At 57.8% G+C, this 26,502-nt stretch carries 26 protein-coding genes; 22 read left to right on the forward strand and 4 right to left on the reverse strand.

All coding sequences use genetic code 11. The annotated features are described in order from the left end of the window. Positions 1 to 209: 209 nt before the first annotated feature. From B3Z17_RS01660 to B3Z17_RS01670, 3 genes are all read right to left on the reverse strand, one after another. Complete coding sequence (locus B3Z17_RS01660) at positions 210 to 1,505, reverse strand: type II toxin-antitoxin system HipA family toxin (protein WP_286828309.1); 1,296 nt, start codon at positions 1,503 to 1,505, stop codon at positions 210 to 212. Beyond that, on the reverse strand, positions 1,502 to 1,837 hold the full coding sequence (locus tag B3Z17_RS01665) for a helix-turn-helix domain-containing protein (RefSeq protein WP_286828310.1): 336 nt from the start codon (positions 1,835 to 1,837) through the stop codon (positions 1,502 to 1,504). Before B3Z17_RS01665 ends, B3Z17_RS01660 begins: the two co-directional genes overlap by 4 nt. A 161-nt stretch (positions 1,838 to 1,998) precedes the next feature. Further along, positions 1,999 to 2,556 carry a hypothetical protein gene (locus B3Z17_RS01670; protein ID WP_286828311.1) on the reverse strand — a complete coding sequence of 186 codons (558 nt, stop codon included), beginning with the start codon at positions 2,554 to 2,556 and terminating at the stop codon, positions 1,999 to 2,001. A 285-nt stretch (positions 2,557 to 2,841) separates the two neighbouring features. Between B3Z17_RS01670 and B3Z17_RS01675 the strand changes: the two genes are divergently transcribed. From B3Z17_RS01675 to B3Z17_RS01765, 20 genes are all read left to right on the forward strand, one after another. Further along, on the forward strand, positions 2,842 to 4,872 hold the full coding sequence (locus tag B3Z17_RS01675) for a conjugal transfer protein TraG (protein ID WP_286828312.1): 2,031 nt from the start codon (positions 2,842 to 2,844) through the stop codon (positions 4,870 to 4,872). After that, complete coding sequence (locus B3Z17_RS01680; protein WP_286828313.1) at positions 4,869 to 5,324, forward strand: CopG family transcriptional regulator; 456 nt, start codon at positions 4,869 to 4,871, stop codon at positions 5,322 to 5,324. The genes B3Z17_RS01675 and B3Z17_RS01680 overlap by 4 nt, the downstream gene beginning before the upstream one ends. Next, positions 5,317 to 6,300, forward strand: a complete 984-nt coding sequence (gene trbB / locus B3Z17_RS01685) for a P-type conjugative transfer ATPase TrbB (RefSeq protein WP_286828314.1) — start codon at positions 5,317 to 5,319, stop codon at positions 6,298 to 6,300. Before B3Z17_RS01680 ends, trbB begins: the two co-directional genes overlap by 8 nt. Further along, on the forward strand, positions 6,297 to 6,635 hold the full coding sequence (locus B3Z17_RS01690; protein ID WP_286828315.1) for a TrbC/VirB2 family protein: 339 nt from the start codon (positions 6,297 to 6,299) through the stop codon (positions 6,633 to 6,635). The genes trbB and B3Z17_RS01690 overlap by 4 nt, the downstream gene beginning before the upstream one ends. After that, on the forward strand, positions 6,632 to 6,904 hold the full coding sequence (locus B3Z17_RS01695; protein ID WP_286828316.1) for a VirB3 family type IV secretion system protein: 273 nt from the start codon (positions 6,632 to 6,634) through the stop codon (positions 6,902 to 6,904). The genes B3Z17_RS01690 and B3Z17_RS01695 overlap by 4 nt, the downstream gene beginning before the upstream one ends. After that, positions 6,898 to 9,336 (forward strand): conjugal transfer protein TrbE, encoded by a 2,439-nt coding sequence (trbE, locus tag B3Z17_RS01700; protein WP_286828317.1) that lies wholly within the window; start codon positions 6,898 to 6,900, stop codon positions 9,334 to 9,336. The genes B3Z17_RS01695 and trbE overlap by 7 nt, the downstream gene beginning before the upstream one ends. Next, the gene (gene trbJ / locus B3Z17_RS01705) at positions 9,326 to 10,237 is read left to right on the forward strand and encodes a P-type conjugative transfer protein TrbJ (RefSeq protein WP_286828318.1); all 912 of its coding nucleotides are present in this window, start codon (positions 9,326 to 9,328) and stop codon (positions 10,235 to 10,237) included. The genes trbE and trbJ overlap by 11 nt, the downstream gene beginning before the upstream one ends. A gap of 3 nt (positions 10,238 to 10,240) precedes the next feature. Further along, positions 10,241 to 11,584, forward strand: a complete 1,344-nt coding sequence (trbL, locus tag B3Z17_RS01710; RefSeq protein ID WP_286828319.1) for a P-type conjugative transfer protein TrbL — start codon at positions 10,241 to 10,243, stop codon at positions 11,582 to 11,584. Further along, positions 11,584 to 12,303 (forward strand): conjugal transfer protein TrbF, encoded by a 720-nt coding sequence (gene trbF, locus B3Z17_RS01715; RefSeq protein ID WP_286828320.1) that lies wholly within the window; start codon positions 11,584 to 11,586, stop codon positions 12,301 to 12,303. Before trbL ends, trbF begins: the two co-directional genes overlap by 1 nt. Before the next feature lie 11 nt (positions 12,304 to 12,314). Further along, positions 12,315 to 13,310: a P-type conjugative transfer protein TrbG gene (gene trbG / locus B3Z17_RS01720; RefSeq protein WP_286828321.1), complete on the forward strand. Its 996-nt coding sequence runs from the start codon at positions 12,315 to 12,317 to the stop codon at positions 13,308 to 13,310. Then, positions 13,307 to 14,446 (forward strand): TrbI/VirB10 family protein, encoded by a 1,140-nt coding sequence (locus B3Z17_RS01725; RefSeq protein ID WP_286828322.1) that lies wholly within the window; start codon positions 13,307 to 13,309, stop codon positions 14,444 to 14,446. Before trbG ends, B3Z17_RS01725 begins: the two co-directional genes overlap by 4 nt. Next, positions 14,443 to 14,685, forward strand: a complete 243-nt coding sequence (locus B3Z17_RS01730; protein ID WP_286828323.1) for a DUF2274 domain-containing protein — start codon at positions 14,443 to 14,445, stop codon at positions 14,683 to 14,685. The genes B3Z17_RS01725 and B3Z17_RS01730 overlap by 4 nt, the downstream gene beginning before the upstream one ends. Before the next feature lie 244 nt (positions 14,686 to 14,929). Further along, positions 14,930 to 15,670, forward strand: coding sequence for a hypothetical protein (locus B3Z17_RS01735; RefSeq protein WP_286828324.1), 741 nt, complete (start codon positions 14,930 to 14,932; stop codon positions 15,668 to 15,670). Next, on the forward strand, positions 15,657 to 16,271 hold the full coding sequence (locus B3Z17_RS01740) for a hypothetical protein (RefSeq protein WP_286828325.1): 615 nt from the start codon (positions 15,657 to 15,659) through the stop codon (positions 16,269 to 16,271). The genes B3Z17_RS01735 and B3Z17_RS01740 overlap by 14 nt, the downstream gene beginning before the upstream one ends. Further along, a complete protein-coding gene (locus B3Z17_RS01745) occupies positions 16,255 to 19,629 on the forward strand; it encodes a UvrD-helicase domain-containing protein (RefSeq protein WP_286828326.1) in 3,375 nt (1,124 codons plus the stop codon). Before B3Z17_RS01740 ends, B3Z17_RS01745 begins: the two co-directional genes overlap by 17 nt. A 79-nt stretch (positions 19,630 to 19,708) precedes the next feature. After that, a complete protein-coding gene (locus tag B3Z17_RS01750) occupies positions 19,709 to 20,188 on the forward strand; it encodes a hypothetical protein (RefSeq protein WP_286828327.1) in 480 nt (159 codons plus the stop codon). Next, a complete protein-coding gene (locus B3Z17_RS19675; RefSeq protein WP_422653748.1) occupies positions 20,188 to 20,640 on the forward strand; it encodes a DUF7665 family protein in 453 nt (150 codons plus the stop codon). The genes B3Z17_RS01750 and B3Z17_RS19675 overlap by 1 nt, the downstream gene beginning before the upstream one ends. A 94-nt stretch (positions 20,641 to 20,734) precedes the next feature. Then, the gene (locus B3Z17_RS01755; protein WP_286828328.1) at positions 20,735 to 21,127 is read left to right on the forward strand and encodes a hypothetical protein; all 393 of its coding nucleotides are present in this window, start codon (positions 20,735 to 20,737) and stop codon (positions 21,125 to 21,127) included. Beyond that, a complete protein-coding gene (locus B3Z17_RS01760; protein WP_286828329.1) occupies positions 21,114 to 22,481 on the forward strand; it encodes a hypothetical protein in 1,368 nt (455 codons plus the stop codon). The genes B3Z17_RS01755 and B3Z17_RS01760 overlap by 14 nt, the downstream gene beginning before the upstream one ends. A gap of 458 nt (positions 22,482 to 22,939) precedes the next feature. Further along, positions 22,940 to 23,389: a TIR domain-containing protein gene (locus B3Z17_RS01765; RefSeq protein ID WP_286828330.1), complete on the forward strand. Its 450-nt coding sequence runs from the start codon at positions 22,940 to 22,942 to the stop codon at positions 23,387 to 23,389. Here the strand turns inward: B3Z17_RS01765 and B3Z17_RS01770 are convergent. Further along, positions 23,386 to 24,291 (reverse strand): LysR family transcriptional regulator, encoded by a 906-nt coding sequence (locus B3Z17_RS01770; RefSeq protein WP_286828331.1) that lies wholly within the window; start codon positions 24,289 to 24,291, stop codon positions 23,386 to 23,388. The two genes, B3Z17_RS01765 and B3Z17_RS01770, sit on opposite strands and share 4 nt — an antisense overlap. A 285-nt stretch (positions 24,292 to 24,576) precedes the next feature. Between B3Z17_RS01770 and B3Z17_RS01775 the strand changes: the two genes are divergently transcribed. Beyond that, positions 24,577 to 25,944: an NAD(P)/FAD-dependent oxidoreductase gene (locus B3Z17_RS01775; protein WP_286828332.1), complete on the forward strand. Its 1,368-nt coding sequence runs from the start codon at positions 24,577 to 24,579 to the stop codon at positions 25,942 to 25,944. After that, complete coding sequence (locus B3Z17_RS01780; protein ID WP_286828333.1) at positions 25,922 to 26,479, forward strand: Lrp/AsnC ligand binding domain-containing protein; 558 nt, start codon at positions 25,922 to 25,924, stop codon at positions 26,477 to 26,479. The genes B3Z17_RS01775 and B3Z17_RS01780 overlap by 23 nt, the downstream gene beginning before the upstream one ends. Positions 26,480 to 26,502 lie beyond the last annotated feature (23 nt).

Raw genomic sequence — 26,502 nt, forward strand, 5'->3', positions numbered from 1 at the left:
ATAGGGAATTATATACTTATTGTGCAACTGGTGATTAGGCTGGTCGTCAGGTGGGTATCATTATTTCCATATAAAGTACCTGCTTTTCGGGAATGATGTCTTGGGAAGTTGTAATTGTGAGGTGGGTATTTGGTTGCTATTTTTGTTTGGGATACTGGCTGAGCGGAAACAGCATGTTGTGGCTGTTGGTGAGATGGAAGAGATCAAGCCTACCAATCGAGCCTGAGCGTTTTGAGAACATGAGACTTCAGGGGTGCTGGGATGGCGAGCTCTTCCGCTCGCTTTTCCCAGCGGTTGAAGGACTGCACAGTCTTTTCAAGGATATGCCTGTCGCGCCCGCGGGGCAGGCCGGCATAGTCGGCAAGATGCTTGAGATCGTCCCTGGTAAAGCCGGTGGTCTTGCCATTCACGCTCATCTGGTGGAAGCGCGTGAAATCGCTGCCTTCAGCATGGCACATATCATAGGCGGGAGACAGGTCCCACTTGCCCTGCCGGTCCATGATGAAAGAGATGTTTTTCACATGGTCGTCCTGGTTGCAGCCAACGATATTGAAGACCGTACGCCGATACTGTTCTTCGATTGCCACCTGGGGCATGCCCAGTTGCTTCATGATCATGAAGACCTGCTCATAGGAATGTTGCCCGCTGTCCCAATAATCGAAATGGGCGATGGCGCCGAGGGTCTGGACGAATTTTTTCCGGCCGTCGCTTTCCCGGTCGAACCGCCGGGTCATGAAATGATTGCGCCCGTTTTCCGGGAATAGACGGCTCTCCATCATGGTAATGTCGCAGTCAAGGGCGGTCTGGTAATAGCTATATTCCAGGAGGCCATAGCCTGCAGGGTCGGCGACACCCCAGTCGCCATTGAACTCAACCCCGTCGAACTTGATGAGCCAGTGTTCAAAGCCTGGCGGCAGGTCAAGCTGGCCGGACCGTACTTCCCTGGTGTCGGGATGGAAGGCGATGACGGCCTTGGCGCGCGCACCGCCCGCGGAGGTGCCGACGCTCAGGATGTCCAGAAGCGCGTCCTCGCCACGCTCCTCTGTGAAGCGGGTGTCGAGCGTCTCCTTACTGGCGAACGCCATCGAGGCCAGCTCCACCAGCTCCTTGACCTCCAGTTTCTTGTCGGTAGCAGTGGTCTCTGAAAGGGAGGGCTCAAACTCGAGCGCTCCCATGCCGCGTCTGCCCGTATAGCAGAGCCTGTCCACAGCATTGAATTCCTCAGCCTTGCGCCCGGTCCGCGCCAGCCAGATATTGATAAGCCGGTTGCCGTATTTGTCGGGCAAGCTGTCGGACAGGAGCCCGGGAAGTCCGTGAAAGGTTCGAGGCTCCAGCTCGGGGAAGCGGTATATGCGCCGGGCTTTGAGCGGCATGGTGAGAGGGGCGAGCTCAATGCCGAGCCGAGCGAAATCGGGGTCATATTCGAACCGGGCGAAGCGCTCACCCTTGTCCATTGAGACATAGCCGATTGTGGTGCCCCAGAGTTTGACAGTGGCCGTAGTCATGTCCGCTCATCTTCCCAGATCGCTCCTGAGGATTCGCCCGTTTTCTTGCGCCGCTTTTTCTGGTCGGCAAGAGCTTCTGCCATCGGTGAGCGGAAGTTTTCCGGGAGCAGGCCGTCGATGGCGCTCACCATATCAAGCGCTTTCAGAAGTTTGAGCCAGCTCTCCAACTGGCTGTCCTGGCCGCCTTCGATACGCCTCAGGGTGGCGACCCCCAGGCCGGCCTGAGTGGCGAGATCGTCCTGGGTATAGCCTTGTTGCTTCCTGACAAGCGCGGCGCGGCGACCCAATTCCTTGAGAATCTCGGTTTCTGGCGTCAGGGCATCGATTTTCATAATATCATTCCTGATATAAAATTGCGATAAATAGTATTTTTATATCATATTTGATCTGAAATGTGAGGGTTAGATTCAGAATTGTCAAGAGTATTTCATTTTTCATATCAAATGAGATATTAATTTTGGTATTTATACAAATATATATCATATATGATATGTTATTTGGCAAGGCCAAGCGATAATATTCCTGAATATGCCCGGGGACTTGCCGTCGGTTGGTGGCTGAGTGTCAACTGCTCGGACCCGCGATGCCAGATCAGTGTCGGAAAATCGTCGGGTGCCATGCCGAAGGTCGGCTTTTCCTGTGCCGGCGGACCAAAGCGTTTGCGTGCCTGGCTGCTCATCTCGGCAAAACCGGTCTTGCTGTCGTGCAGGCTGTAACGCACATTGCTCACTGCAACGGTGCCGGTTGCCCAGGCCAAACGCACCTGGATGCTTGCATCCGTTTTCTCATAGAAGACCAGGCTCGCCTCGATGATGGGCATCTCAGGTGTGCCAGGCCGGTCCGTGTTGGCGCCCTCATGGGATAGCGGCGGTTCACCCCATTTGAGCCGGTAGCCGCGCCGGTGCAGCTCAGCTTCGGCGTCAGGCCAAGGCATCCCAAGTCTCAGACCCTCCAGCTCAAACTTTTCGTCCACTGTGTCGGCATCATCCGCCACAGCCATAAGGTCCGCCACAAGCAGACTGATGGCCAGCATTCCTGTCCTCAACCACATCTCGTTTCTCCTTTTCCTGTCCAGTCGCCCAGCGGTGGAATCGCGCCAGATCATCGCTTTAATCGCCCTTATTCCTAAGTATGCCGGTATGAGGCCACAAGAATAAGTCCCCGCAATTCCCGGATGTTGATGGACGCACTTGGACCGGAACTGCCGCAGTTTCGGGCCTTGGACGGTGCTGGATGCCCCTCCATTGCGAGCCTTCACCATTCCCGTAACCCTCGTTCGTGTGTCGCCCCACCTGAGGCCTGGCACAAACCCAAGTCACGAAACGAGGAAGGTAAGATGACCCCGACACGATTGCTCCTTGGTCAGATATTGGTCGTGTTTGCGATCGTGATCGGGGCACTTACTTTTGCGACCCAGTGGACGGCCGACCAGTTCAGCCATCAAGACCGGCTGGGTCCGCCAGCTGTGATGCTCTTCAGCTACCCCTTCTATCCGCCGTGGCGCCTGTTCGAATGGTGGTACGCTTACGGCGCCTACGCGCCCCATATCTTCGACCGCGCGGGTCTGATGGCAGCAACAGGCGGCGGGCTCGGCATTGTGGTGGCGGTCATCGGTTCGCTCTGGCGCGCGCGACAGGACGGCAGCGTGACCACCTTCGGCTCGGCGCGGTGGGCGGGCAAGAAGGAGCTGAAGGCTGCAGGGCTTTTCCGCGATGAAGGTGTGTTCCTCGGCCGCGCGCACGGTCACTATCTGCGTCATGCCGGTCCCGAGCATGTGATGGCTTTTGCCCCCACCCGGTCGGGTAAGGGCGTGGGGCTTGTGGTGCCTACGCTCCTCTCCTGGCCGCATTCCGCGGTCATTCACGACATCAAGGGCGAGAATTGGCATCTGACGGCCGGATGGCGTAGCGGCTTCTCCCACACGCTGCGTTTCGACCCGACGGACGAGGGCAGCGTACGCTATAACCCGCTTCTTGAGGTCCGCAAAGGCGCCTTTGAAGTCCGCGATGTGCAGAATATCGCCGATATCCTCGTGGACCCCGAAGGGGCGCTCGAACGGCGCAATCACTGGGAGAAAACCAGCCACGCGCTGCTTGTCGGCGTGATCCTCCATGTGCTTTATGCCGAGAAGGACAAAACCCTTTCGGCGGTGGCCGCCTTCCTCTCGGACCCGGCGCGCCCATTCGAGCGCACGCTTAAGGTCATGATGAGCACCAATCACCTGGGGACCGACAAGGCGCCCAAGGTGCATCCGGTGGTGGCGCAGGCCGCACGCGAGCTCCTCAACAAGTCCGAGAATGAGCGCTCGGGCGTGCTGTCGACCGCCATGTCTTTCCTCGGTCTCTACCGCGACCCCACGGTGGCGCGGGCGACCAGCCGGTCGGATTTTCGCATTGACGACCTGAAGGAAGGCGACAAACCGCTGTCGCTCTATCTGGTGATCCCGCCGTCCGATATCTCGCGCACCAAACCGCTCGTGCGCCTGATCCTCAACCAGATCGGTCGCCGCCTGACTGAGACCCTTCCGCTCCCCGGTGGCGCGCACCAGCCTCGGCTCCTGATGATGCTGGATGAGTTCCCCGCTCTCGGGCGGTTGGATTTCTTCGAGAGCGCGCTCGCCTTCATGGCCGGCTACGGCATTCGCGCCTTCTTGATCGCCCAGTCCCTGAACCAGATCGCCAAGGCCTACGGCGAGAATAGTTCGATCCTCGATAATTGTCCGGTCCGGATCGCCTTCGCCACCAATGACGAGCGTACCGCCCGGCGCCTCTCGGACGCGCTCGGCACCGCCACCGAGCTCCGGGCTCAGAAAAACTATGCCGGGCACCGGCTCGCGCCCTGGCTCGCCCATGTCATGGTTTCGCGTCAGGAGACGGCGCGCCAGCTCATGACGCCGGGCGAGGTGATGCAACTGCCCTTGCGCGAAGAGATCGTCATGATCTCTGGCTTGCCGCCCATTCGGGCGCAAAAGCTTCGCTACTTTGAAGAGTCGGCGCTTGCCGCTCGGGTTATCGCGCCGCCGAAAGCGCATCCCGCATCGGCTCTGCCGGCCGCGCGTTCGCACGATTGGGTCGGCCAGGTCCGCGGGGTTCACGTACGGCTCAAGAAGAGCTGGGCATCGCTCGTGGGCGGGGACGACGGCGGCGAGAGCCTCAAACGGGGCCCAGAGCTTCGGGAGGAACCGGTCCATGCACCAGACCTGTTCGACAGACCCGATGCCGGTCTGTTCGACGATGATTTTGCCGACGCTGGCGACCCGGTGGCGCCCGTGGGGAGCGCCCCCGAGGAGAGTGTCAAACGCGCCCATGCCGTCAACCGGGGTGACGCGGACCACCGTGGTCCCGACGACCTCCTGCCGAACTTTTGAGGAGATCGCCCGTGAAACCCCGTCTCAATATCCATGTCAGCCATGATCTCCATGACCGGGTCTGTCTTGCCGCCCGCAAGCCAGGTGTTACCAAGGCTGCGATCATCGAGGCCGCGCTCACCCGGTTTTTCGAGCGGAGCCGCGAGGCAGAAGACGGTGGCGTGCTGGTGCGTCGGCTCGACCGGTTGAGCCGCCACCTGGACCGGCTCGAGCGCGACCAGACCATCATCGCCGAGACCCTCGCGCTTCATATCCAGTTTTACCTGACCGTGACTCCGACGGTCGCCGGTCCTGACCAGGAGGCGGCACGGGCGCTCGGGCGAGAGCGGTTTGACTATTTTCTCGAGCGGCTCGCGCGCCGGCTGGCTACCAACCGCACGGTGATCGCGCGCTTGACAGCTGAACTGCGAGCGGGCCGGACGGCCGAGAACGGGGAGGGTATCCATGACTGAACCAACCGCGCTGCCGGACCGTTTTGCCGCCATGCTGAGGACGGCAATGGGGCAGGAGCTTCTGCGCTGGCTCGATGACCCGCTTGTGACCGAACTTATGATCAATGCCGATGGCCGGCTGCGCATTGAGCGGCATGGTGACGGCATCTGTGATACCGGCATGCATGTGCCGCGCGACCGGTGTGAGCGGCTGATCCGGTTGACCGCCAGCCTTGAAGGCCTTGAGGTCCATGCGGGTAGTCCCATCCTGTCCGCTCATCTGCCGATAGGCGGCTTGCGCTTTGAGGGCCTGCTGCTGCCTGTGGTGACGGCACCGGTGATCGTGATGCGCAAACCGGCGGGCCGGGTCTATACGCTTGCGGACTATGTGGCGGCTGGCATCATGGCGGCAGAGGAAGCAGAAGCGCTAAGGGTCGCCGTACGAGCCCGCCATACCATCCTGGTGGCGGGCGGTACCGGATCGGGCAAGACCACCCTCCTGAACGCGCTTCTCGATGAGATGGCGGACGCCGGCGACCGGCTGGTGATCATCGAGGATACACGCGAGCTCGATTGCAGGGCCGAGGACTGCGTGCGGCTCCTTGCTCGCCCACCGACGACCGATATGCGGCATTTGCTCCGCAGCACCCTGAGACTGCGGCCTGACCGGATCATTGTGGGCGAGGTCCGGGGCGGCGAGGCGCTCGACATGCTCAAGGCCTGGAACACCGGCCATCCCGGAGGGATCGCGAGCCTGCATGCCAACTCAGGCCCTGCAGCCCTCCTCAGGCTCGAGCAGCTTGTGCTCGAGGTTGCCCGCACCGTCCCGAAATCCCTGATCACTGAAGCCATCGACCTTGTGGTTTTCATCGAAGGCCGTGGCCCCGCGCGCCGGCTCAGGAGCATCGAGACGCTCGGCCTCGATGCGTCGGGCGACTATGTGCTCGCCCCCATAAGACATCCCAATCCCAACCCCAAGACTGGAGACCTATCATGAGACCTTGCCGAATCTTCATCACCACTCGGTGGGCAACACACCTGTTGCTACCACTCGTCCTCACGGCCCTTGTGTCCCGGGCCGCCTATGCCGCCGGATCGGGCATGCCGTGGGAGGGGCCGCTTGAGGCGATCCTGGCCTCGATCGAGGGGCCGGTCGCGCGCATCGTTGCGGTGATCATTATCACGGTGACCGGGCTCACGCTCGCCTTTGGTGAAACCTCTGGCGGTTTCCGCCGGCTTATCCAGATCGTCTTCGGCCTCTCGATCGCATTTGCCGCCACCAGTTTCTTCCTGGCCTTTTTCTCCTTCGGCGGCGGAGCGCTGGTGGGATGACGGGGGAAGTCGCAAAGGTCGAAGGCTTCGAGGTGCCGCTCCACCGGTCGCTCACCGAGCCGATCCTGCTCGCGGGCGCGCCGCGCGCCGTCACCATCGCTGTCGGCACGATAGCCGCCGCGCTCGGCCTTGGACTGCAGCTCTGGCTGGCGGGGCTACTGGTGTGGGGCGCGGGTCAGACGGCGGCGGTGCTGCTTACCCGCCGCGACCCGGCCTTTCTCGCGGTGCTCGCGCGGCATTTGCGGCTGCCGGGAGCCTTCACATGTTAGATCTGAGGGAATACCGCAAGCATCCAGACCGGCTCGCCGATTATCTGCCCTGGGGTTTTCTGGTCGCCCCCGGCATCATACTCAACAAGGATGGAAGCCTGCAGCGCTCGGTGCGTTACCGCGGGCCCGATCTCGAGAGCGTGAGCGCCGAGGCGTTGGTTGCTGCGACTGCGCGCATGAACAATATGCTCAGGCGCTTCGGCTCAGGCTGGGCGCTGTTTTTCGAGGCAGCGCGTTTGCCGGCGGGGTCCTATCCCAAAAGCCGCTTCCCCGACCCGGTCTCAAGGCTTGTCGATGCCGAGCGGCAGGCGGCCTATGAGACAGCGAGCGCGCTCCATGAGAGCGACTTTGTCTTCACGCTCCTCTGGTTGCCGCCTGAAGACGCGGTTCAGCGCACCGGCAAGCTCTTTATGGAAGCGGGAGGCGAGGGGCTGGCCACGGGCGGCTACGGCGCGCATGTGGCCCGATTTGTCAGGGAAAGCGACCGGGCGATCGATCTGATGTCATCCTTGATGCCGATGGTGGCGCCGCTGGACGACACAGCCACCCTCAGTTATCTGCACCGTACCATCAGCGATCGCGACCAGGATATCCGCGTGCCGGAAAACCCCGCTTATCTGGACGCGCTTCTCGCGGACACGCCGCTGACGGGCGGCCTTGCGCCGATGCTTGGTGAGCAGCATCTGAAAATATTATCAGTTCTGGGCTATCCCGGTTCGACCACCCCCGGCCTTTTTGACGCCCTCAATGAGTTCGGCTTCAGCTACCGCTGGATGACCCGCTTCATCGCGCTCGATAAAGTGGACGCGGAACGCATCCTGAGACGCGCCCGGCGGCACTGGTTCGCCAAGCGCAAGTCGGTGTCAGCGCTTCTGAAGGAAGTGCTGACAAATGAAGCCTCTCAGCTTGGCGATGGTGACGCGCTCAACAAGACGGCGGACAGCGATGCGGCCCTGGAGGCTCTGGGGGCCGATCTTGTCGCTTACGGCTATTTTAGCGCGACGATTGTCGTTTCGGACGAGGTGCCTGCACTTGCCGAGGAGAAGCTGCGCGCTCTACGCCGCTTGATCGAAGGTCAGGGCTTTACCACAATCAATGAGACTGTCGGGGCCGTCGAGGCGTGGCTCTCGAGCCTGCCCGGCCAGGCTTATGCCCATGTGCGCGGGGTTCCGCTGAGCACGCTCAACCTCGACCATATGATGCCGCTCTCTACTGTGTGGGCGGGGGAAGAGCGGAACTCACATCTGGACGGCCCGCCGCTCATCAGCGCCCGCACCCACAAGAGCACGCCGTTCCGCCTCAATCTGCATGTGGGCGATGTCGGTCACACCCTGATTGTTGGTCCCACGGGCGCAGGTAAATCGGTATTCCTCGCCATGATCGCGCTTCAGTTCCGCCGCTACAAAAGGGCCCGGATCACCCTTTTCGACAAGGGTGGCTCCGCGCGTGCCGCCACTCTCATGATGGGCGGCAGGCATTATGGATTGGCGCTCGGTGGCGCGCTCTCCTTCCAGCCGCTCCGCCGCATTGATGAAAGCGGTGAGCGGGCGTTCGCGCGCGACTGGCTCCTTGATATTCTGGCGGAGAATGGTGTGCCCACGGGGCCAGACGAGAAGGACGCGATCTGGAGCGCGCTCGGGAGCCTTGCCTCTGCCCCCAGAGTTGAACGCACACTCACAGGTCTGGTGGCGCTTCTCGACCGGGCGGCCCTCAGGGCAGCGGTCAAGCCCTATACGATAGGCGGACCTTATGGCACTCTCTTTGATGCGGACCATGAGGCGCTCACCCTTGAGGGTCTGCAATGTTTCGAGACCGAGACGCTAATGGCGGTGCCGGGTGCGCTTGGGCCCGCGCTTGCCTATCTGTTTCACCGGCTTGAGGACGGTTTTGACGGTCGGCCCAGCCTGTTGATCCTTGATGAAGCCTGGCTCTTTCTGGACACCCCTGTCTTTGCGGACCGTATCCGGGCCTGGCTCAAGACGCTCCGGAAAAAGAATGTCAGTGTCATCTTCGCGACCCAGGGGCTCGCAGATATAGCGGAGAGCTCGATTGCGCCCGCGATCATTGAGAGCTGCCTGACCCGCATCTTTCTGCCGAACGAACGCGCGTGCGAGCCACAGCAGGCTGCCCATTATGAGGCCTTCGGTCTCAGTCCGCGCCAGGTCGGGATCATCGCTACCGCGACACCCAAGCGCGACTATTATTTGCAGTGCCCCCTCGGTTGCCGCCTGTTCGACCTCGACATGGGTCCGGTGGCGCTTGCCGTTGCAGGTGCTGCCTCAAGTGCCGATCAGCAGTTGATCGACCGGCTCCTTACTGACCCCACAGGTCGGTCCTTTGCCGAGCGCTGGTTCCGGGCCAAGGGGCTCGACTGGGCCGCCGGCCTTCTCGCAGAAACCTCGCACCCCACGGAGACGCCCCATGTATCCTGACAGTCTTTTTGCCTGTTTCCTCAAACCGAGACGGCCCTCTGGTGATGACGATGATCGTCGCGGCTGTAACCCGTCTCAGGAAGGTCATGGTGATCATGCCGATCATCGTGGTCCTCATTATCGTCGCCATGATCGTCGCCGCAACCGCAGCCGTCGCCAGCGCTGGCGTCGTCGGCTGGCGACCACCGTCATCATGATCGGCATGATCATAGGCATGCCGCCGGGCATGGACGGTGCCGCCCGGGCCCAGCTCGGTTTCGGCGGGATTGTCTATGATCCCAAAAACCATGCCCAGAACCTGCTGACGGCCGCCCGCACCTTGGGCCAGATCAACAACCAGATCCGCCAGCTCGAGAATGAAGCGCGTATGCTGCGCCATCAGGCGCAGAACCTGATGCCCCTTGGCACCAGCCTGAGCCCCGAGCTCGCCGCCTCGCTTCATGAAACCCGCCGGCTGATGATGGCGGCGAGTGCGCTCAGTTATGAAATCAGCCGGCTGGAGGCCAGCTTCGACCGGCTGTTCCCGAACCAGTATGCGGCGGGTACAGGGTCTCGTGAGCTTGACCGGCGAACACGGGAGGCGCTTGACGTGGCGCGCGCGGGCTACCGGGAGAGCCTCAGCGCCCAGGCGCGACTGATGACGGAGCTCGGCGGTGACACCGCCCGGCTGGAAGGCTTGATGGCGGAAAGTGCGGCGGCGCCCGGCGGTTTGGCCGCGACCCAGGCCGGTAACGAGCTTCTGGGGCTGGCGACCAAGCAGATCATGCAGCTCCAGAGCGTGACCATCGTGGCCGCGCGTGCCGAGGCGCTCAAGGCGGCGCAAGCGGGCGCTTTGAAGGGGGCGGCCGAGGCCCGGTATCGCCGGTTTGTTGGCGACCAGACGGCCTACACGCGGGATTAGGGCATGGACGATCTCGGCATTATCGACCGGTTCCTTGCCACCTTCACGGCCTATATCGACAGCGGTTTCGGGCTGCTCAAAGGCGATGTGGCGACCCTGACCCGGATCCTGATCGGGATCGATATCACGCTTGCCGGGCTCTTCTGGGCGCTCGCTGACGACAAAGCGGTTATCCCGGCTTTCCTAAAGAAAGTGCTTTATGTGGGCGCTTTTGCCTTCCTGATCGACAATTTCGACATGCTCGGGCGGGTGGTGTTCGAAAGCTTCACCGCCCTCGGGCTCAAGGCCACCGGGACGGGGATCACAGCACACGATCTCATGCGGCCAGGATTTGTTGCCGCCACCGGCTTTGATGCGGCGCTGCCGCTTCTCGACGAGGTGGCCAAGCTTCTGGGGCCCATCGCCTTCTTCGAGAATTTCATCACCATCGTCATCCTGATGCTCGCCTGGGTGATCGTGCTCCTTGCCTTTTTCATCCTGTCGATCCAGCTCTTCATCACCATCCTTGAATATAAGCTCACCACCCTTGCGGGTTTTGTGCTCATCCCCTTTGCGCTTTGGAACAAGAGCGCTTTCCTGGCCGAGCGGGTGCTCGGCAATGTGATCTCGTCGGGTATCAAGATGATGGTGCTCGCGACCATTGTCGGCATCGGCTCGACCCTGTTTTCGCTCTTCACCGCACCGCTGGCGGGCGAAGAAGTGACGCTCGCCGAAGCCGCGTCCTTGATCCTCGGCGCGCTCAGCCTGTTCATGCTCGGCATCTTCGGCCCAGGTGTCGCGGCGGGGCTGGTGTCCGGCGCACCGCAGCTCGGCGCCGGGGCGGCCGTCGGGTCGGCGGCGGGGCTAGCACTCGGCGGCATGGCCGTGGCCGGAGCGGCTGTGGGCGGCGCCAAGCTTCTTGCCGGTAGCGCGATGGCCGCGACCAAAGCTGCAGCCAGCACCGCCGGTGGTGCCCGGGCGGCTTACGGTCTCGCGCGGGCGACTTCGGGCGAGAGCGGTATCGCCGGGGTGCGAGCCGGGATGGGTGGTGCCCTGAAAGCCGGCGGCGCCGGATTGAAGTCAGCCGCCAGCAACAGCATGAACCGCATGACGGCTGGCGTGTGCGATGCCTACAGGCGAGGTGAACGCGCCGCTTATGAGGCGACAGGTGGCAGTCGTGACGGCGTTGAAGCTGAAATGCCACCATCTTCACTGAGCTCTGCAGGTCGACCGAATGCGCCGGCCTGGGCCGAAAAGCTAAAGCGCGAACAGCGGCTGCGCGAAGGAGCGAGCGTGACAGCCCACACGGTTCGGGACGGTGACCGCCCCGGTCATGGTGAAAACCCCAAACTCAGGGAGGAGGACTGATGTTCAAACGAACGGCCCTGTCTTACGGCAAATCGGACGACCCGGTAACGCCGTACCAAAAAGCGGCCCAGGTCTGGGATGAGCGCATGGGCACGTCCCGCGTGCAGGCGCGGAACTGGCGCCTGATGGCGTTCGGATGCCTTGGCCTTGCTGGCCTGATGGCAGGCGGCCTCCTGTGGCAGGCGGGGCGATCGAGTGTCACGCCCTATGTGGTTGAGCTGGATCGGCTCGGGGCACCGCATCGGGTCATGCCTGTGGACGGCACTTATGAACCCTCGGAGGCGGCCATCGCCTGGCATCTTGCGCACTTCATCGAGGATGTGCGCGCCAAACCGACCGACCCCATTGTCCTCAGGCGTAACTGGCTCCGCGCCTATGAGACCGCGCGCGGTGCGGCAGCGCGCACGCTTGGGGACTATGCCCGCGCGCATGACCCCTTTGCCCGTGTGGGCGAAGAGAGTGTCGATGTGGAGGTCTTGAGCGTAGTGCGGGCGTCGAAGCACAGCTTTGATGTGCGCTGGCGGGAGAGGCGGTACCAGCAAGGCCGTCTCGATAGCACCAGCCTACACCGGGCGCTCGCTGGCGTGACGATCGAGCTGCCGACGGACGCGGTCACCCTCAGTAAAAACCCGCTCGGCATCTATGTGTCGAGCCTGAGCTGGAGCCGGGATTTTACGCCCGATCCGGCAGAGCCCCAAAACACAGATCCCCAAAAATAAAGGAACGCACCATGCGACATACGACAGCATCCCTCCTTATTCTGATACCGCTTCTCTCCGTGACCCTTTCGGCCTGTGCCGGTAAGCGCATTGAGGAACCTCTTTATGACAGCGAGGATTTTGTGCCGGCCACGCGGGAGGCGGCGCTGCCGCGCCCGATCGAGATTGTCTCTGTGCCGACGCCACTGCCGCTGCCGGGCCAACTCAAGCCTTTGCTCGCAACGACGGTGGGCGCAGCGCCGAAACCGGCTGGCAATCCCCTTGTAGAGGCGGATACCGTGCGAGGAGAGGCGCTGATGGAGCCGGACAGGGATGGCTATATCAATGCCCGTCAGGTCTATCCCTATATGGAGGGCGCGCTCTACAGGCTGTACACATCCCCTGGCCAGGTGAGTGCCATCATGCTCGAAGTCGGCGAACATCTGGTCTCGGTGTCGGCCGGGGATACCCTGCGCTGGGTCATCGGTGATACGGTGAGTGGCACAGGCGTGAGCACGCGGGTGCATATTCTCGTCAAGCCAGTCAAGGTGGGGCTCGAGACCAATCTGATCGTCATAAGTGACCGGCGCAGCTACCATCTGGAGCTCACGAGCACCGAGAAGACCTGGATGGCGTCTCTCGCCTGGACCTATCCGCAGGATGAGCTGCTGGCGCTTGAGCGCCGTAACAAGGCCGCAGCAGAGACCGCGGACGTGACGGTGGCGAACGGCGTCAGTCTCGACCGTTTGCGCTTCCGCTACCGGATCGAGGGCGATAGCCCACCCTGGCGACCACTTCGGGCGTTCGATGATACCCACAAAGTCTATATCCAGTTCCCCACCCGGCTCGACCAGGGCGACGCGCCGCCGCTCTTTATCCTTGGGGAGGACGGCAAGGCCGCACTCGTCAATTACCGGGTGCGAGGGCGCACTTATATTGTCGACCGGTTGTTTGGCGCCGCCGAACTCAGGTTTGGCGAACACCCGCAGCAGGTCGTGCGCATCATTCGCGAGGGGAGGGCAGAATGAGTGACGATCTCTTCAGTCAGAAACGGGAAGACGAACCACATCGCCCCGATCCTCGAGAGAACCTGCGGCTGCGGGTTCCGTTGAGGCGGGGACTTCGGGTGCGCAAACGCGCAGTGTTGATCGCCGTCGGCGGCGGTATGCTCACGCTCTTTTCGCTTCTGATGGTAGCGCTGGCGCCGAAGCCGCCAAGGGAGCGGGTGTCTGCGCCCCTGGAGGTTGAGACGGCCCGGCCCCCCGAGGCCATCGATCAACTGCCGTCGCGCTACAGCGATATCAAACTGGATGCCGAGCCGGTGATCCAACTCGGACCGCCGCTGCCGGGCGACCTTGGTGGCACTATCCTCAAGGCAGAGGCAGAAGCGGACGGCCGCTTGCCGTTCCGGCCGGACCCGGTGGCGGACGCTGATCGCGCGGCTCGTATTCGTGCCGCCAAACGGGCCGAGCAGGCGCTGGAGTCCGGGGTGTTTTTCAAGCGCACGAGTGTGGCGGGCGATAATGAGGTGGAAGGTACCACTCCAGCAGAGCCACGACTACCTCAGGGATCGGGGGGCAGGGCGGAGCTGTCGACCTATAAGCTGTTCGCGGGCACCGTCATTTCGGCGAGCCTTGTGTCCGGCATTCAGTCCGATCGGCCAGGTCCGGTGGTGGCACAGGTCACCTCGCCAGTTTATGATAGCGTTACCGGTCGGCATCTGCTGATCCCGCAAGGGGCGCGGCTGATCGGGCGGTATGACAGCGGTGCTGTTTTCGGTGACCGGCGGGTGATGCTCGTCTGGGACCGATTGATCCTTCCGGACGGCACCTCGCTGGACCTGGGTGGGCTCAAGGCATCCGACCGTGCCGGATATGCCGGGGTTGAGGATGATGTCGAATATCATGGTTTTGAGATGGTGAAAGGCATCGCGCTCGCGAGCCTGCTCGGAGTCGGCAGCGAACTGACTTTTGGGAACGATGAAAGCGACACTCTCGCAGCCCTCAGGCGTTTGCTGCAGGAGAGCACGTCCGATGCGGGTGACAGGGTTGTCGACCGTGCCCTTGGCATGAAACCCACACTCACGGTGCGGCCCGGTTGGCCGCTCACCGTCATCGTCACGGAGAACCTGACCATTAAGCCTTTCAATGGAGACCGTTCATGACCCTCAAACTCGACCGCTTGCCTGATCGTGAGGTCAAACGCATCAGCTTCACCGCCAGCCCCGACCTCAAGGCCGCGCTGGACGATTATGCCATTCTCTATGAGCGCGTACATGGACGCAAGGAGGGCGTTGCTGAGCTCATACCTTTCATGCTTGAGGCATTTCTGGCGACCGATCACGGGTTCAAGCGGGCACGCAAGGCACTGGAGGTCGAGCGTGACGCCGGGCAGGAGAGGTGACCATGGTGCGTATGGGAAGGTGAAAGCGCCCTTTTTCGGGTTATCCGTATCGTTGTAATTTTGGGTTGATCTTGGTAAAGCTTTCGATTGTAGCGTGTTGCCTATAGGTATGTTTTTTCATTCGCTTAACGGTGATTTGTCTGATTGTATTGAGTTTGTAATTTTTATTTTGGATTTTTCCGGACGTTTTTTCTGGGCGCGGCGGATTAACAATCTGACACGACTGATTCCGGAGTTTTAAAAGATGGATGATAAATCCGAAGCATCTAGATTTGTTCACCCACAGAAGGTTGAAAAAGCCCTTCTGTGGGCAAGTTCGCTTAGCGAAGATGAACTAATTGCCCGCGCTGAAGCCAGATCCTTTCCCGCCCAAGCTGTGGTGCGATTGGTGCGCCGGTTCCGTGTCGAAGGAAAGCAACAGATGAGTGATGTTCTTGCCGGTATCGCATACGAGCGAGCCTTAAGATTCCTAGGCAAGAAATTTTCGGGAGTTCCTGAATCATTTCGTGATCAGATCATCACCGATGCTGTGTCTTTGTTTATCCGAGATTTGGTGGGACAAGATGCAATAGACTATTGGGAAGTGGATTTTTTTGGATCACTTAAAAATAAAGCTAACAATGCCTATAAAAAAATCAAAAATAGATACGAGAACGAAATTGTTTCAGAAGAACTCGCCGGTCTTAATCGTCATGGGGTCAAGTTATCAGCTGATGAATTGAGAGAACATATTGGTGATGTGGAAAGCTTCGAGGATGAGGTTTTGCTAAAAGCGATAGCCAGAAAGAAGTTAACTGACGACGAGCTAAAGCTCCTCTTCGCAATTCTGTCTCACAAAGGTGTACCCTTATGCAGCAAAAAAGGGACGATTGATCTGGTCAGTATTACAGGTTTTTCCCGCACAAAAGTCTTTGAGCTCCGGGACAGCGTCGTGTCAAAGCTTAACCCGATCAAAGAGAAAGTGGCGAACCATGAAAAACGTTGATTTGAAAATAGAAAACTTGGTGGACGAACTTCTGGATCAAGGGGTGTCCGCTGAAAATGTCGCTGTGGCGATGCATTCGATCAAAACTGCAGATCAGCCGAAACTTCTTGCCAGGATCGCTGAAAAAATTGAGGAGCAGCGTTTGGAAGAAGAGGCGGAGAAGCGTTCTGTCGATATCCGTCACCTTAAAAGTAAAATGGACAGCATATATCAGAATGAACTTTATAAGCGTCAGTTGGAAACAAAGAGTCAAGATGGTGCGGAATTCCTTAGGCAGCCGGCGGTATGGAAAAAATTTGTCCCTGTCTTCGGGGGTGATTTTGCATTTGTTATGAAGCTGGCACAGCGAACGTTGGAAGCTCCGTTTCCTAAGTCTTTTGTCCAGTTTTTGGCTGATCTTTGGGGGACTTCGTTTCTGGCCGTTGAGCAATATCTTGCAGGCTCAGCCGGCGTTATGCCGGCCGAGTATAGCTCAAAAGCTAAACCTAAAACTCGTCAGAAAGAGAACTTCGTAGAAGCTTTAGAAAGGTCATCCGTTCCCGAACGCTTGAAGCAGGAATGGCTTGATGACGCACGCAAGTTAAGTGAGCAGGGGAGGTAGTAGTCTGCTGGACTCATTTCAACTTGTCAAAGAAGCTGCCAGGGCCAGCCGCAGAGCTGCAAGCCCGGATCAAAGTCTGCGTCCGTTTGATCTCATTCAGGAAGCACTGAAGGGTAAGGGGATCAGCGTACAATTTGTCTCCCCCGACGAAACGCAGCTTGATGGCAGTGATGCTAAATATGTACCGGTATTTGACTGCATTCTCATTCGCAACGATGTCAGCGTAGGTCGTACGGCTGAATTACTCTCCCACGAGTTCGGCCATATCGTTGTTCATCAATCTGAACACGCTTGTGCAGCGGATTCTATTGATGTCACCATGCAAGAAGAAGGCGCGCTCGCCCGTGCCAATGCATACGGCCCACGAGAGCGCCGGGAATTGCAGGCCAATGTCTTTGCCCGTGAATTTCTGCTCCCCCGAGAACTCGCACGCGATCTGTTCTTGGCACAAGGATTAAGTGCGGGTGAGATTGCAAACCATCTGGCGCTTGATCCTGCTGTCGTCCGGCTGCAATTGGTTGATGCGCTCCTGACGAATGAAACGCCTGAAAAGAACACTGAAAAGGAAGCGCCGACTGAAGAACTTAAGGCGCTAATCGAGGATAAGAGTCAGGATCTAGCGGCTGAACAAAGCGGTCAGGCATTTTTGCTGGAGGCTGGGCCTGGCTCTGGAAAGACGAGAACGCTCGTTAAGAGAGTTAACTGGTTGCTGTCCGAGAAGATTCCATCAAGCCAGATCCTAGCTCTCACTTTTTCTAATAAGGCTGCCGCGGAGCTTTCGGGTCGAATTGCCCAAAAGGACCCACAAGCGGCCTTGCAGTTGTGGAGTGGAACCTTCCATGCATTTGGTTATGAACTGATCAAGAGGCACTATGATGTCTTGGGATTGCCGCCAAGTCCCCGTCTCATTGGCAAAACAGAGGCGCTTGAGCTGCTGGTAGACCGCCTCCCGATTATGGATCTGAACCACTTTCACGACCTTCGTTCACCTGCATCGCAACTTGACGAAATTCTGGATGCGATCTCAAGGGCAAAGGATGAACTGGTAGAAGTCCCGAAATTTCAGCAACTCGCGCTGGATGCGTTGGCGACTGGTGTTGATCAGATTGCCGCTGAGCGTGCAGATGAAGCCGGGCGCGTGTATGAAGTGTACGAACAGGCAAAACGCGATCATGGCTTGGTCGATTTTGCCGATCTCGTCATGCTGCCTACGTTACTGATGTCTCGAAATGATGAAATTCGAAGGTTAGAGGCGGAACGATATAAGGAAGTGTTGGTTGACGAGTATCAGGACGTCAACCGAGCAAGCGCGGAAATGCTGAAAGCCTTTTTTCGTGAAGGTTCCCGCTTGTGGGTGGTTGGCGATGCACGGCAATCTATCTATCGATTCAGAGGTGCTTCTTCACGCAATATGGCGTTGTTTGAGGAAGACTTTCCTGGAAGCACGAGAAGCCCCCTTGATTTCAACTATCGTTCTTCTGAGCCGGTAGTTGCCGCTTGTCGGGCTTTCGCTGCGGACATGAAGGCAGGGCATAATAAAAGTTTGCCCTACAATGCGGTGTCTCAGGGGCCAGAATCTTCGGATATGCCCTGCACGCTTGTGACGGATAGCGTCCGCGACGTTGGCGTGGCCGTTGCAGCTGAAATTCTGACCTTTGTTGAAGGAGGGGTGAAATTATCAGAGCAGGTTATTCTCTCCCCTACGAACGACCGTCTCGATGAAGTTGCCTCAATATTGGCCAATGCCGGAATTCCTACTGTTCACCTGGGTAGCTTCTTCGAACGGGAAGAAGTACGTGATTTGCTGTCCGTACTTTCTATCGTCGCCGAGCCGGTTGGGACTGGCCTAGCGAGAATTGGAAAAATTGCAGGCACGCAACTCAGTTCTGATGATATTCGAAACTGCTTGAGAGCTTCGCAGGAAGCCGAAAAACCTTTTATCGAACTGCTGGCCGACCTGTCGCAAGTGAAAGGTATTTCTGACTCCGGCAAGAAGTCACTTGGCGCTCTTCGTCACCAGATCGACGGGTTTTCAAAAGAATCCAATGCCTATGATCTGATCCTGACGTGGTTGCTTGATAGGACTGACTATCTACGAACACTTGCGGCTAAGGATGACGTGGCGTCAAACCTCAGCAAGGCAGCGATACTTAGGCTGTTTGAGGTAATTAGAGACCGGGACCTTCTCGGAAGACCGCTGACCGCTTCTGGTGTTCTTGAGCGCGTTCGCTCGATTATGATTTTGAAAGAGGATAAAGGCTTTAAAGAAGCGCCTGTTGATGATGGTGTCGATGCTGTGCGTTTGATGACAATTCATGGAGCGAAGGGGCTGGAGTTTAAGGCGGTTCACATTTTGGATATGAACCAAGAAACGTTTCCCGGAAAGGCTAGATCGGACAAGAAGCCCATCCCTCCAGGCATCGATGACGAACAAGAACTGAACGCTTCATACCTTGAAGAAAGGGAGTGTCAGTTCTTCGTTGCCATTTCTCGTGCTGAGCAATATCTCCGCCTTTATCGCTCAAACAGGGTGAACACCACCGCCCGGACGCGCTCTCGATTTTTGGATCGCATTAAATGCCCGGAACGCTTTGTTGAAGTGTCTAAGAAACCTAGCACTGCCGCCGATCTTAAACCTGCCTGTGAGGCCATTGAGGCACTGTCTGCCCAAGACTTGAGAGATTACGAGCAGTGTCCGTTGAAAATTGTTTATCGACGGGGCATGGGAATTCGAACTCGACGCCATGAGAGCCCGTTCTTGCGTACAACCTCCGTCGTCTATGGAGTAATAGACCGTCTACCGTCAATACTATCGCAAAGCGACATCGAAGCAGCGCTGGCTGATGCCACCAATGATATGTGGTCGAAAAGAGGACCGGTAGGGAATCCGCTTGAGGCGAATTACCGCGTGCTTGCAAGTCGTCAAATCAGTTCCCTGCAAAACCTAACATCTGGATTTCAGTATCAGCATGATAGTGAGTTGATTGTCGATCTGCCTGGGGGACAGTTTAAGGTCAATCCACCTCTGGTCAGAGTTGGCGGAGGCCAAACTATTGCTCGGTTTATCGAAGCTGGTTCGTCCAGTAGCAAGTCTGGCGACTATCATGCCGACCGTCTAAAGAAAATTGCTGCCCATGAAACCTATGGGGCCTCCGCCACTGTTCAAATAGCGCATGTTTCTGATCGTAAAATTGTAGAGCGCAATACCAGAGCTACAACACTCGACAAGGCGAGATCGCTTGCAGGGCAAGTGCTAGAGGATATGAAATCAGGGAATCTCCACCCCACGCCGGATAGGCGGGTTTGTATACGCTGCCCTTATTTCTTTGCATGTCCCGGTACAGGTCACGAAAAATAACTCCGGACGTTTTTTCCAGCATTTCAGGATTACCCAAATAGAGGCCGGTGAGTTCGGTCAAAATAACGGAGTAATTGAAATGCAAAAGATAGATATCTTTATCAAGCGTGGTGGCGCGTCGGAAGTTGACCATCGCCAGCTTGATCCCGATACGACAATTTCGGATTTGAAAAAGCTACTTGATGAAGAGGAAGATATTCTCTTCTTTGACGAAGATGCTGACGACCCGCTGGATTTTGACCACAAGATTGGTTGTCATGGTCATCACGCCCGGTTCATCCATCGTAACCGCTGCAGGCATGTGTCTGTTGTGATCAACTATAGCGGACACCAAGTCGAGCATCACTTTGGTCCGGGTGCGACGTTGGCTCGCATCCAAAAGTGGGTCGAAAAAGAATTTGGGATATGTGATGAAGATGCGATCGAACTGGGCCTGCAGATTTCAGGCACGGATGAGAAACCTGACTCGTCGACACATGTCGGTAGCCTTGTGGGGTGCCCCGATTGTAAAATCGAATTCGACCTTGTGCCTACTGACAGAATTAACGGAGCCAGCTAATGGCACCGGATCAGGCACAGTTTGAACGCGATCTCAGGCATGTTGCATTCTTCGAAGGCGAGGCTCGCCAAAGATGGCGCTTGGTTTCCAAGACGTGGCCGAGTGCTGTCTTTGCAGTCAAGGCACGGGATCAAACGGAGTTAGGGTTTCGTTTTGATCTCTCAGGATATCCGCAGGCCTCTCCAACGGCCAGGCTATGGTCCTTGGAGAGGAGCCAAGCTCCAAAACCTGAAGAATGGCCCAAGGGTAGCCCAGGTTTCCTGAGTGTTTTCAACCCGAGCTGGAAAAACGGTTCTGCACTTTACCATCCGTTTGACCGCATTTCGCGCGAGGGGCATGGGAATTGGCCAGTGCAATACCCACACCTTATATGGGATGCCGCTGGGACTTTCGTGCAGTACCTCTCTGAAATCCACAGGCTTCTGAACGGACGAGGGTACTATGCCAAATGATACACTAATCAAATGCTCCCTTTGGCGTTGGTGGTGCATATGCCGTCAACTTAAGAAACGTGGGCGCGGTATCCACGAAAGCGGGGCGTTTCTCTTGGGTAAAGATAAGGGCGATGTAAAACAGATATGCCTTGCCGTCTATTATGACGACATCGATCCAGACGCCCTCTCTACCGGCATTGTCCGCCTAAAAGGTAGCGCGACGAGTGAGGTTTGGCGTGTTTGTCGCGAAACCGGTCTTCAGGTGGTCGCAGACGTTCACACGCATCCTGGCAGGTCTGGTCAAAGCAAGTCCGACAAGGAGCACCCAATGATTTCGATGAAAGGACATGTCGCACTAATCCTGCCACAGTTTGCCCAATCGCCGTTCAACTTTTCCAAAGTCGGTGTCTACGGGTATTGTGGCGCCAAAAACTGGACGACTTGCCCTCCACCGAAACTTCATTGGCTCACTGTATTGTTTGAGGTGAATTATGAATCTCGATGAATTCAACAATCAACTCGACAATTTGAACCGGACAGCAAAGCTGTTCCTTGATCAGAATGAGGCAGCCTCATTCGAGGAATCGCACCATAAGCTCCAACAGTATCGGTTGCATGCAGAGTATCGCACCAATAGCGCGGCAAACCAGGTTGCTTTGCTGACCTTCATCAATACTGCCAGCCGTTTTGCTCTGGGTGGAGTGACCGTCAGCGGCGACCTGAATGTGGCTCTGGAGATACCATATCCCCGTTTTCAAACTTTGGGCGACGCGGTAATTGCATTGGGCGCAGTTCCCGCTGAGCCCGATGCGCTAATTCCGGCGGTAGTTTTCGGTGAAGGAAGACAGCAAGATCATGATCGTACAATACGGGCCGTTGCTACTGGTTGGTCTGGAGGGATTGCGCCGGCCAGTTTACCTCTGCCAATTTCGATGAAGCCGGCGATTGCGCCAGCGGCAGTCCTGAGTGGGGCAATGGCTGCGGCAGAGGGGTTTGCCCTTTTGTCGGGTCATGAGCCGACGGCGGGCAGGCGGCTTGCAGGCATGTCGCTATGGGAGCCAGAACGAATCCATGACTGGTTTTCTGAGGACGCCGTCGGACCGAACCTTGCTTCACTACCTGCTGATATGTGGCTATTGGGGCTAGGCCATCTTGGCCAAGCATTCCTTTGGACTATTCTAATGTCGCCGTATGAGAATCCAGCAGATGTTCATGTTCTCCTTCAGGATTTTGACGAGGTCACAGGCTCCACCATCAGTACCTCTATTCTGTCAACTGTGGAGATGATCGGCGTTAGAAAAACGCGGGCTATGGCTCAGGTGTTAGACGACGCAGGATTCCGCACAACTATCCTTGAGCGGCGATTTGACGGTAGTTTTAAGAGGCTACCCGATGATCCGGCGGTACTTGTTTGCTGCGTGGACAACTCGAAGGCTCGCAAAGCATTAGAGCACCCTGGTTTTCCGTTGGTTTTGGAGGCGGGAATTGGGCGAACGAAAGATGATTTTCGGTCGCTTAGGTTTCACAGTTTCCCCGCAAATAGGAAGGCTCGGGATATCTGGGCCGTTGATCATTCCGGCGACAAGGATGCCTCGGAGCGCTATAAATTGCTAAGTTCCCGAGGAGTGGAGCTTTGTGGCCTGGTGAAGCTGGCGAATACAGCGGTTGGAGCGCCCTTTGTGGGGGCTGTAGCGGGTCCTATATTATATGCGCAGTTGCTGAGGATACTTCACGGTGGGTCAGTTTATGCTGCGATGGATATAAATCTCACGGCGGTTGAACGCCGGCGGATGGTCCACAACCTTGCAGTACGGCATATGAATTTAGGTTTTGTAACCCCCATGAGGGTCGCAGGATAAATCTGCAATTCGGAGTACTACGCAAAGCATTGGAAAAGATGTTGCTGCCACCGGGTGATGCGGGCCCCCGCAACCAAATTTAAGGCCGATCCCCACCACGGGGTCGGCCTTAAATCTTTGTTGGGCGGGTCCAGGCTTTGCTCCTGGTAAAACAGACTAACTGTCTGTTTTACCAAAGGTTCCTAGCGGAGCTGACGAGGAGCAAAGCCACGAGACTAATCTTACCCACAAAACCAAAAACAAACCTCGGAACCGTGCGTTCCGGGACTTTCTGTGTACGTCCCACGGTTGGCCGGCAGGCTAAAAAACCAAAATACATCTGTTTTCCGGGATAAAATAATGCCTCAGCGCTAAATTCAGTGCCACATGCTGCCTTTCTTTTCCTAGCATTGATCAATGCAGGGGGCGCGTAAAAGCTCGTTTGTGCAGCGCCCTGCCGGGAAGCAGAGGAGAGGGACATGACAGAGCGTAAGATATTCCTGACATATGATTTTTGTCACGATAGTGGCCTCTATCGTCAGTTCATGCGTCAGCTGGCGCAGGACAAAGAGCGTGCAATGGTGGCGGCTCATTCGATGGACTATTGCCATAGTCATTCGGAGATCATTTCCAGCCTCAATAGTGCCGTCGCCCGCGTTGACGGCCTGATCGTGCTGGTGGGCAAGCATACGCACCGGGCCGGCAATGTGATGCAGGAGGTCCGGGCGGCCCATAACCTGGAGCTGCCAGTTGTGCAATTGGGCGGCTTTTCCGGCACCTGGTGCGCAGGCCTTTCAGACCATATTCCCTATTTCGACTGGCGGGCTTTCAGCGTGCAACAGATGTTTGAAAACCGCCGTTGGCACTCCGGCGTGGTGGGAGCAGGCACCAGATCGAATACAGCGAACAGTAGCGGGTACAGCCACTAGGCGCTCGTGATAGGGCCGCTGGCCGCATAGCGGCTCAGCCAGTTCTTGAAGGTTATGGTTGGCTGGTATTCAGACATCGTCTTGGGCCAGACTAGATAATATTTGCCCAGGCTGACAGGTGGTACGTCCGCGGCCTTTTCCAGAAGGCCTTTTTCAAGTTCACGCTCGATAATATATTCCGGCAACAGCGCAAACCCCAAGCCGTGCACGGCGGCCTGTGTCATGGTCGCGAACTGGTCGAACAGGGGGCCTGTCAGCAATGTGGGCTCTGTGCCATTCATCTGAAACCACGCTTCCCACGCATTGGGGCGTGAGTTCATGTGCAGCAACGGCTGTTCCATAATATCCGCAACCGATGTGGTCGGGTTCCGCTTCAGCAGGGCTGGCGCGGCTACCGGAATAACGGTTTCCGTCATCAGCTCCATATGGTTGGCGTCGGGCCAGTCCGGCGCGCCGAAATGGATAGCAGCATGATAGGGCTCTGTGTCGAAATCGAACGGCTCCAGGTTTGTCCCAAGGTTTAAGGTGACCTCAGGATGCCTGGCGACAAAATCAGGCAGTTTGGGAGCCAGCCAGCGCACGCTGAAGGAGGGCAGGATCGCCAGGTTGAAGCTGCCGCCCTGCGGGTTGGCCTTCAGCCGGATGGACGCATTCTGGATCGTCATCAGGGCTGTTCTGATGTCGCGTGCATAGTTGAGGGCTGCTGGGGTTAGGGCTATTCGCTTGCCGTCGCGCACAAACATGGAAACGCTTACGTGGTTTTCAAGCGTCTGCAACTGGCGGCTGACTGCGCTTTGGGTCAGTGCCAGTTCGTCCGCCGCCTTGGTGACACTGCCGAGCCGCTCAAAGGCCTCAAGTGCCCGCAATGAGGCGATGGATGGATAAAATCGTGTGGTGCCCATTATTCCATTTACTCATATTAAATTCTGACAATTTGTTTGAACATATCCAAGGTGAGGTGTCAAATCCCGGAAAGTAGAAGGATTGGTATTGCCTGTATATCCTCATTAACTGTTGAAAAATAGGGCGCGTGGCCGTTTTGGACTGGTTTCCGCTCTAGCAGTTAACGGGAATGTGGGTGAGCAGGAAGTATGATGATTTAGAATTAAAGCGATTGGTCAGTAGGCAGGATAGGTATCGATCCGACCCTGCATTGGGCCCTGTCGAGTGCGTGGAGTATGGTTGAAATGGCCAGGGCAGTGGAACAGAACCTTTGGCAGGAAACGGAAACCATTGGGTTTTCGGCGCCGGAACTTTGTGAGCGCACAACCGCCGACGTTTTGATCATCGGCGGCGGCTATACCGGTCTTTCTGCGGCACTGCATCTGGCGGAAGCTGGCGCGGACGTCTGTGTTCTGGAGGCTGGGCAGGTGGGCGCAGGCGGCAGCGGCCGAAGCGTCGGTCTGGTGAACTCAGGTCTGTGGTTGCCGCCTGATGACGTGGAAAAGCAGCTGGGCGCACAGCCTGGGCGCAAGCTTAATCAGGTGTTGGCAGATGCTCCCGAACTGGTCTTCGATCTCATCGACAAATATGACATCCCGTGTGATGCGGTGCAGCAGGGAACATTGCATTGTGCCGTTGGCGCACGTGGCATGAAGGATCTCGAGTCCCGCTACCGGCAGCGCCGCGAGCGCGGAGCAGTTGTATCCTTGCTTGACGCGGATGAAACAGCTCGCCGCACGGGAACAGGCGCCTATGCTGGTGCGCTTTTTGACCCGCGCGCCGGCACCATCCAGCCGAAATCCTACGTTGCCGGATTGGCGCGTGCGGCAACAAAATTGGGCGTCAGAGTATATGAGCAGAGCCCCGCTGTGGCGCTGTCTCGCGCCGGTAACGGTTGGGAGGTTCGAACGCCGACGGCTTCGGTTTCCGCAAACACGGTCATTCAGGCGACGAACGCCTACAGCCGGTGGGGCGCCCATGATTTTCCCTACACGCCGGTATGCTTCTTCCAGATGGCGACAGCCCCTATACCTGCGTCCATGCGCAACCGGATTCTGCCGCGCGGCGAAGGCTGCTGGGACACGGGACTGGTGATGACGTCCTTCCGGGTGGATGCGGCTGGTCGGTTGCTGATTGGCGGCGTGGGCGATCTGGACAATATGGGCGGGGGCACGCACAGCGCCTGGGCCCGCCGCAAGGTCGCGCAATTGTTCCCTGGCCTTGCGGGAACAGATTTTGAGCACGCCTGGACCGGCCGGATTGCCATGTCGCGTGATCATCTGCCCAAAATCACAAGCCTGGGTGAGCGGGGATTGGCCATTTACGGTTTCAGCGGGCGCGGTATCGGGCCGGGAACCGCTTTCGGCAAAGCGCTGGCAGATTGGGTGGCCACCGTTGACGAGGGCGCGCTGCCGCTGCCGGTGCAATCACCTATGAGCGACCCACTTTCGCGCATCAAAGCGCCCTATTTTGAGGCAGGCGCCACGCTTTTTCACGCGGTGGATGCCCGCCGTTCTGGTTTTACCGCCGTTGAGGCACGGGAAGGTGCGGTCGCCGACAGGCGCCCGGTTAACCCTGGGAGAGTGAGTAATGAAACCTCTGGACGCCATTGATAAACGCATCCTGGAAATCCTGCAGCGCGATGGTCGCATTTCGAACGCGGCACTTTCGGCCGCGATCAACCTCAGCCCCACCCCTTGTCTTGACCGCGTAAGGCGGCTGGAACGTGAGGGTTACATCCGGGGCTATCATGCCGAACTGTGCCCTGAACTGCTGGACAGTAATTTCATCACCCTGGTGGCTGTGAACCTGCACCATACGTCTGATGAAGCGTTCCAGAGCTTCTCAAAGTCGGTTGCCAAGTTCGACGAGGTCATGTCCTGTTATATGATCGGCGGCAAGTTCGATTATATTCTCAAGGTTCGGACCGCAGACATGCAGGAATTCCGGCGCTTCATGGCACAGAAGCTGTCCTGTATGCCGGAACTGGCCAGCACCCAAAGCTATTTTTCCATGGAAGAGGTAAAGAACACCCATGAGATTGCGGTGCGCAAACCAGTGCCTGCGTCAGAAATTTCCGACAGAAATATTCTCAATATGGATGCGCAAACCGTCTCACCACGGAAAGTTGCGAACAGGGCTTCTTGATGGTGTTCGGGTTAAGGCCAGTA

It is taken from the genome of Kordiimonas sp. UBA4487, assembly GCF_002389025.1.
GTDB classification, from domain to species: domain Bacteria; phylum Pseudomonadota; class Alphaproteobacteria; order Sphingomonadales; family Kordiimonadaceae; genus Kordiimonas; species Kordiimonas lacus.

Bases quoted from the DNA above. Each gene is read 5' to 3' on its own strand.
- B3Z17_RS01660 (WP_286828309.1), bottom strand. From the start codon at position 1,505: ATGACTACGGCCACTGTCAAACTCTGGGGCACCACAATCGGCTATGTC.
- B3Z17_RS01665 (WP_286828310.1), bottom strand. From the start codon at position 1,837: ATGAAAATCGATGCCCTGACGCCAGAAACCGAGATTCTCAAGGAATTG.
- B3Z17_RS01670 (WP_286828311.1), bottom strand. From the start codon at position 2,556: ATGTGGTTGAGGACAGGAATGCTGGCCATCAGTCTGCTTGTGGCGGAC.
- B3Z17_RS01675 (WP_286828312.1), top strand. From the start codon at position 2,842: ATGACCCCGACACGATTGCTCCTTGGTCAGATATTGGTCGTGTTTGCG.
- trbB (WP_286828314.1), top strand. From the start codon at position 5,317: ATGACTGAACCAACCGCGCTGCCGGACCGTTTTGCCGCCATGCTGAGG.
- B3Z17_RS01690 (WP_286828315.1), top strand. From the start codon at position 6,297: ATGAGACCTTGCCGAATCTTCATCACCACTCGGTGGGCAACACACCTG.
- B3Z17_RS01695 (WP_286828316.1), top strand. From the start codon at position 6,632: ATGACGGGGGAAGTCGCAAAGGTCGAAGGCTTCGAGGTGCCGCTCCAC.
- trbE (WP_286828317.1), top strand. From the start codon at position 6,898: ATGTTAGATCTGAGGGAATACCGCAAGCATCCAGACCGGCTCGCCGAT.
- trbJ (WP_286828318.1), top strand. From the start codon at position 9,326: ATGTATCCTGACAGTCTTTTTGCCTGTTTCCTCAAACCGAGACGGCCC.
- trbL (WP_286828319.1), top strand. From the start codon at position 10,241: ATGGACGATCTCGGCATTATCGACCGGTTCCTTGCCACCTTCACGGCC.
- trbF (WP_286828320.1), top strand. From the start codon at position 11,584: ATGTTCAAACGAACGGCCCTGTCTTACGGCAAATCGGACGACCCGGTA.
- trbG (WP_286828321.1), top strand. From the start codon at position 12,315: ATGCGACATACGACAGCATCCCTCCTTATTCTGATACCGCTTCTCTCC.
- B3Z17_RS01725 (WP_286828322.1), top strand. From the start codon at position 13,307: ATGAGTGACGATCTCTTCAGTCAGAAACGGGAAGACGAACCACATCGC.
- B3Z17_RS01730 (WP_286828323.1), top strand. From the start codon at position 14,443: ATGACCCTCAAACTCGACCGCTTGCCTGATCGTGAGGTCAAACGCATC.
- B3Z17_RS01735 (WP_286828324.1), top strand. From the start codon at position 14,930: ATGGATGATAAATCCGAAGCATCTAGATTTGTTCACCCACAGAAGGTT.
- B3Z17_RS01740 (WP_286828325.1), top strand. From the start codon at position 15,657: ATGAAAAACGTTGATTTGAAAATAGAAAACTTGGTGGACGAACTTCTG.
- B3Z17_RS01750 (WP_286828327.1), top strand. From the start codon at position 19,709: ATGCAAAAGATAGATATCTTTATCAAGCGTGGTGGCGCGTCGGAAGTT.
- B3Z17_RS19675 (WP_422653748.1), top strand. From the start codon at position 20,188: ATGGCACCGGATCAGGCACAGTTTGAACGCGATCTCAGGCATGTTGCA.
- B3Z17_RS01760 (WP_286828329.1), top strand. From the start codon at position 21,114: ATGAATCTCGATGAATTCAACAATCAACTCGACAATTTGAACCGGACA.
- B3Z17_RS01765 (WP_286828330.1), top strand. From the start codon at position 22,940: ATGACAGAGCGTAAGATATTCCTGACATATGATTTTTGTCACGATAGT.
- B3Z17_RS01770 (WP_286828331.1), bottom strand. From the start codon at position 24,291: ATGGGCACCACACGATTTTATCCATCCATCGCCTCATTGCGGGCACTT.
- B3Z17_RS01775 (WP_286828332.1), top strand. From the start codon at position 24,577: ATGGCCAGGGCAGTGGAACAGAACCTTTGGCAGGAAACGGAAACCATT.
- B3Z17_RS01780 (WP_286828333.1), top strand. From the start codon at position 25,922: ATGAAACCTCTGGACGCCATTGATAAACGCATCCTGGAAATCCTGCAG.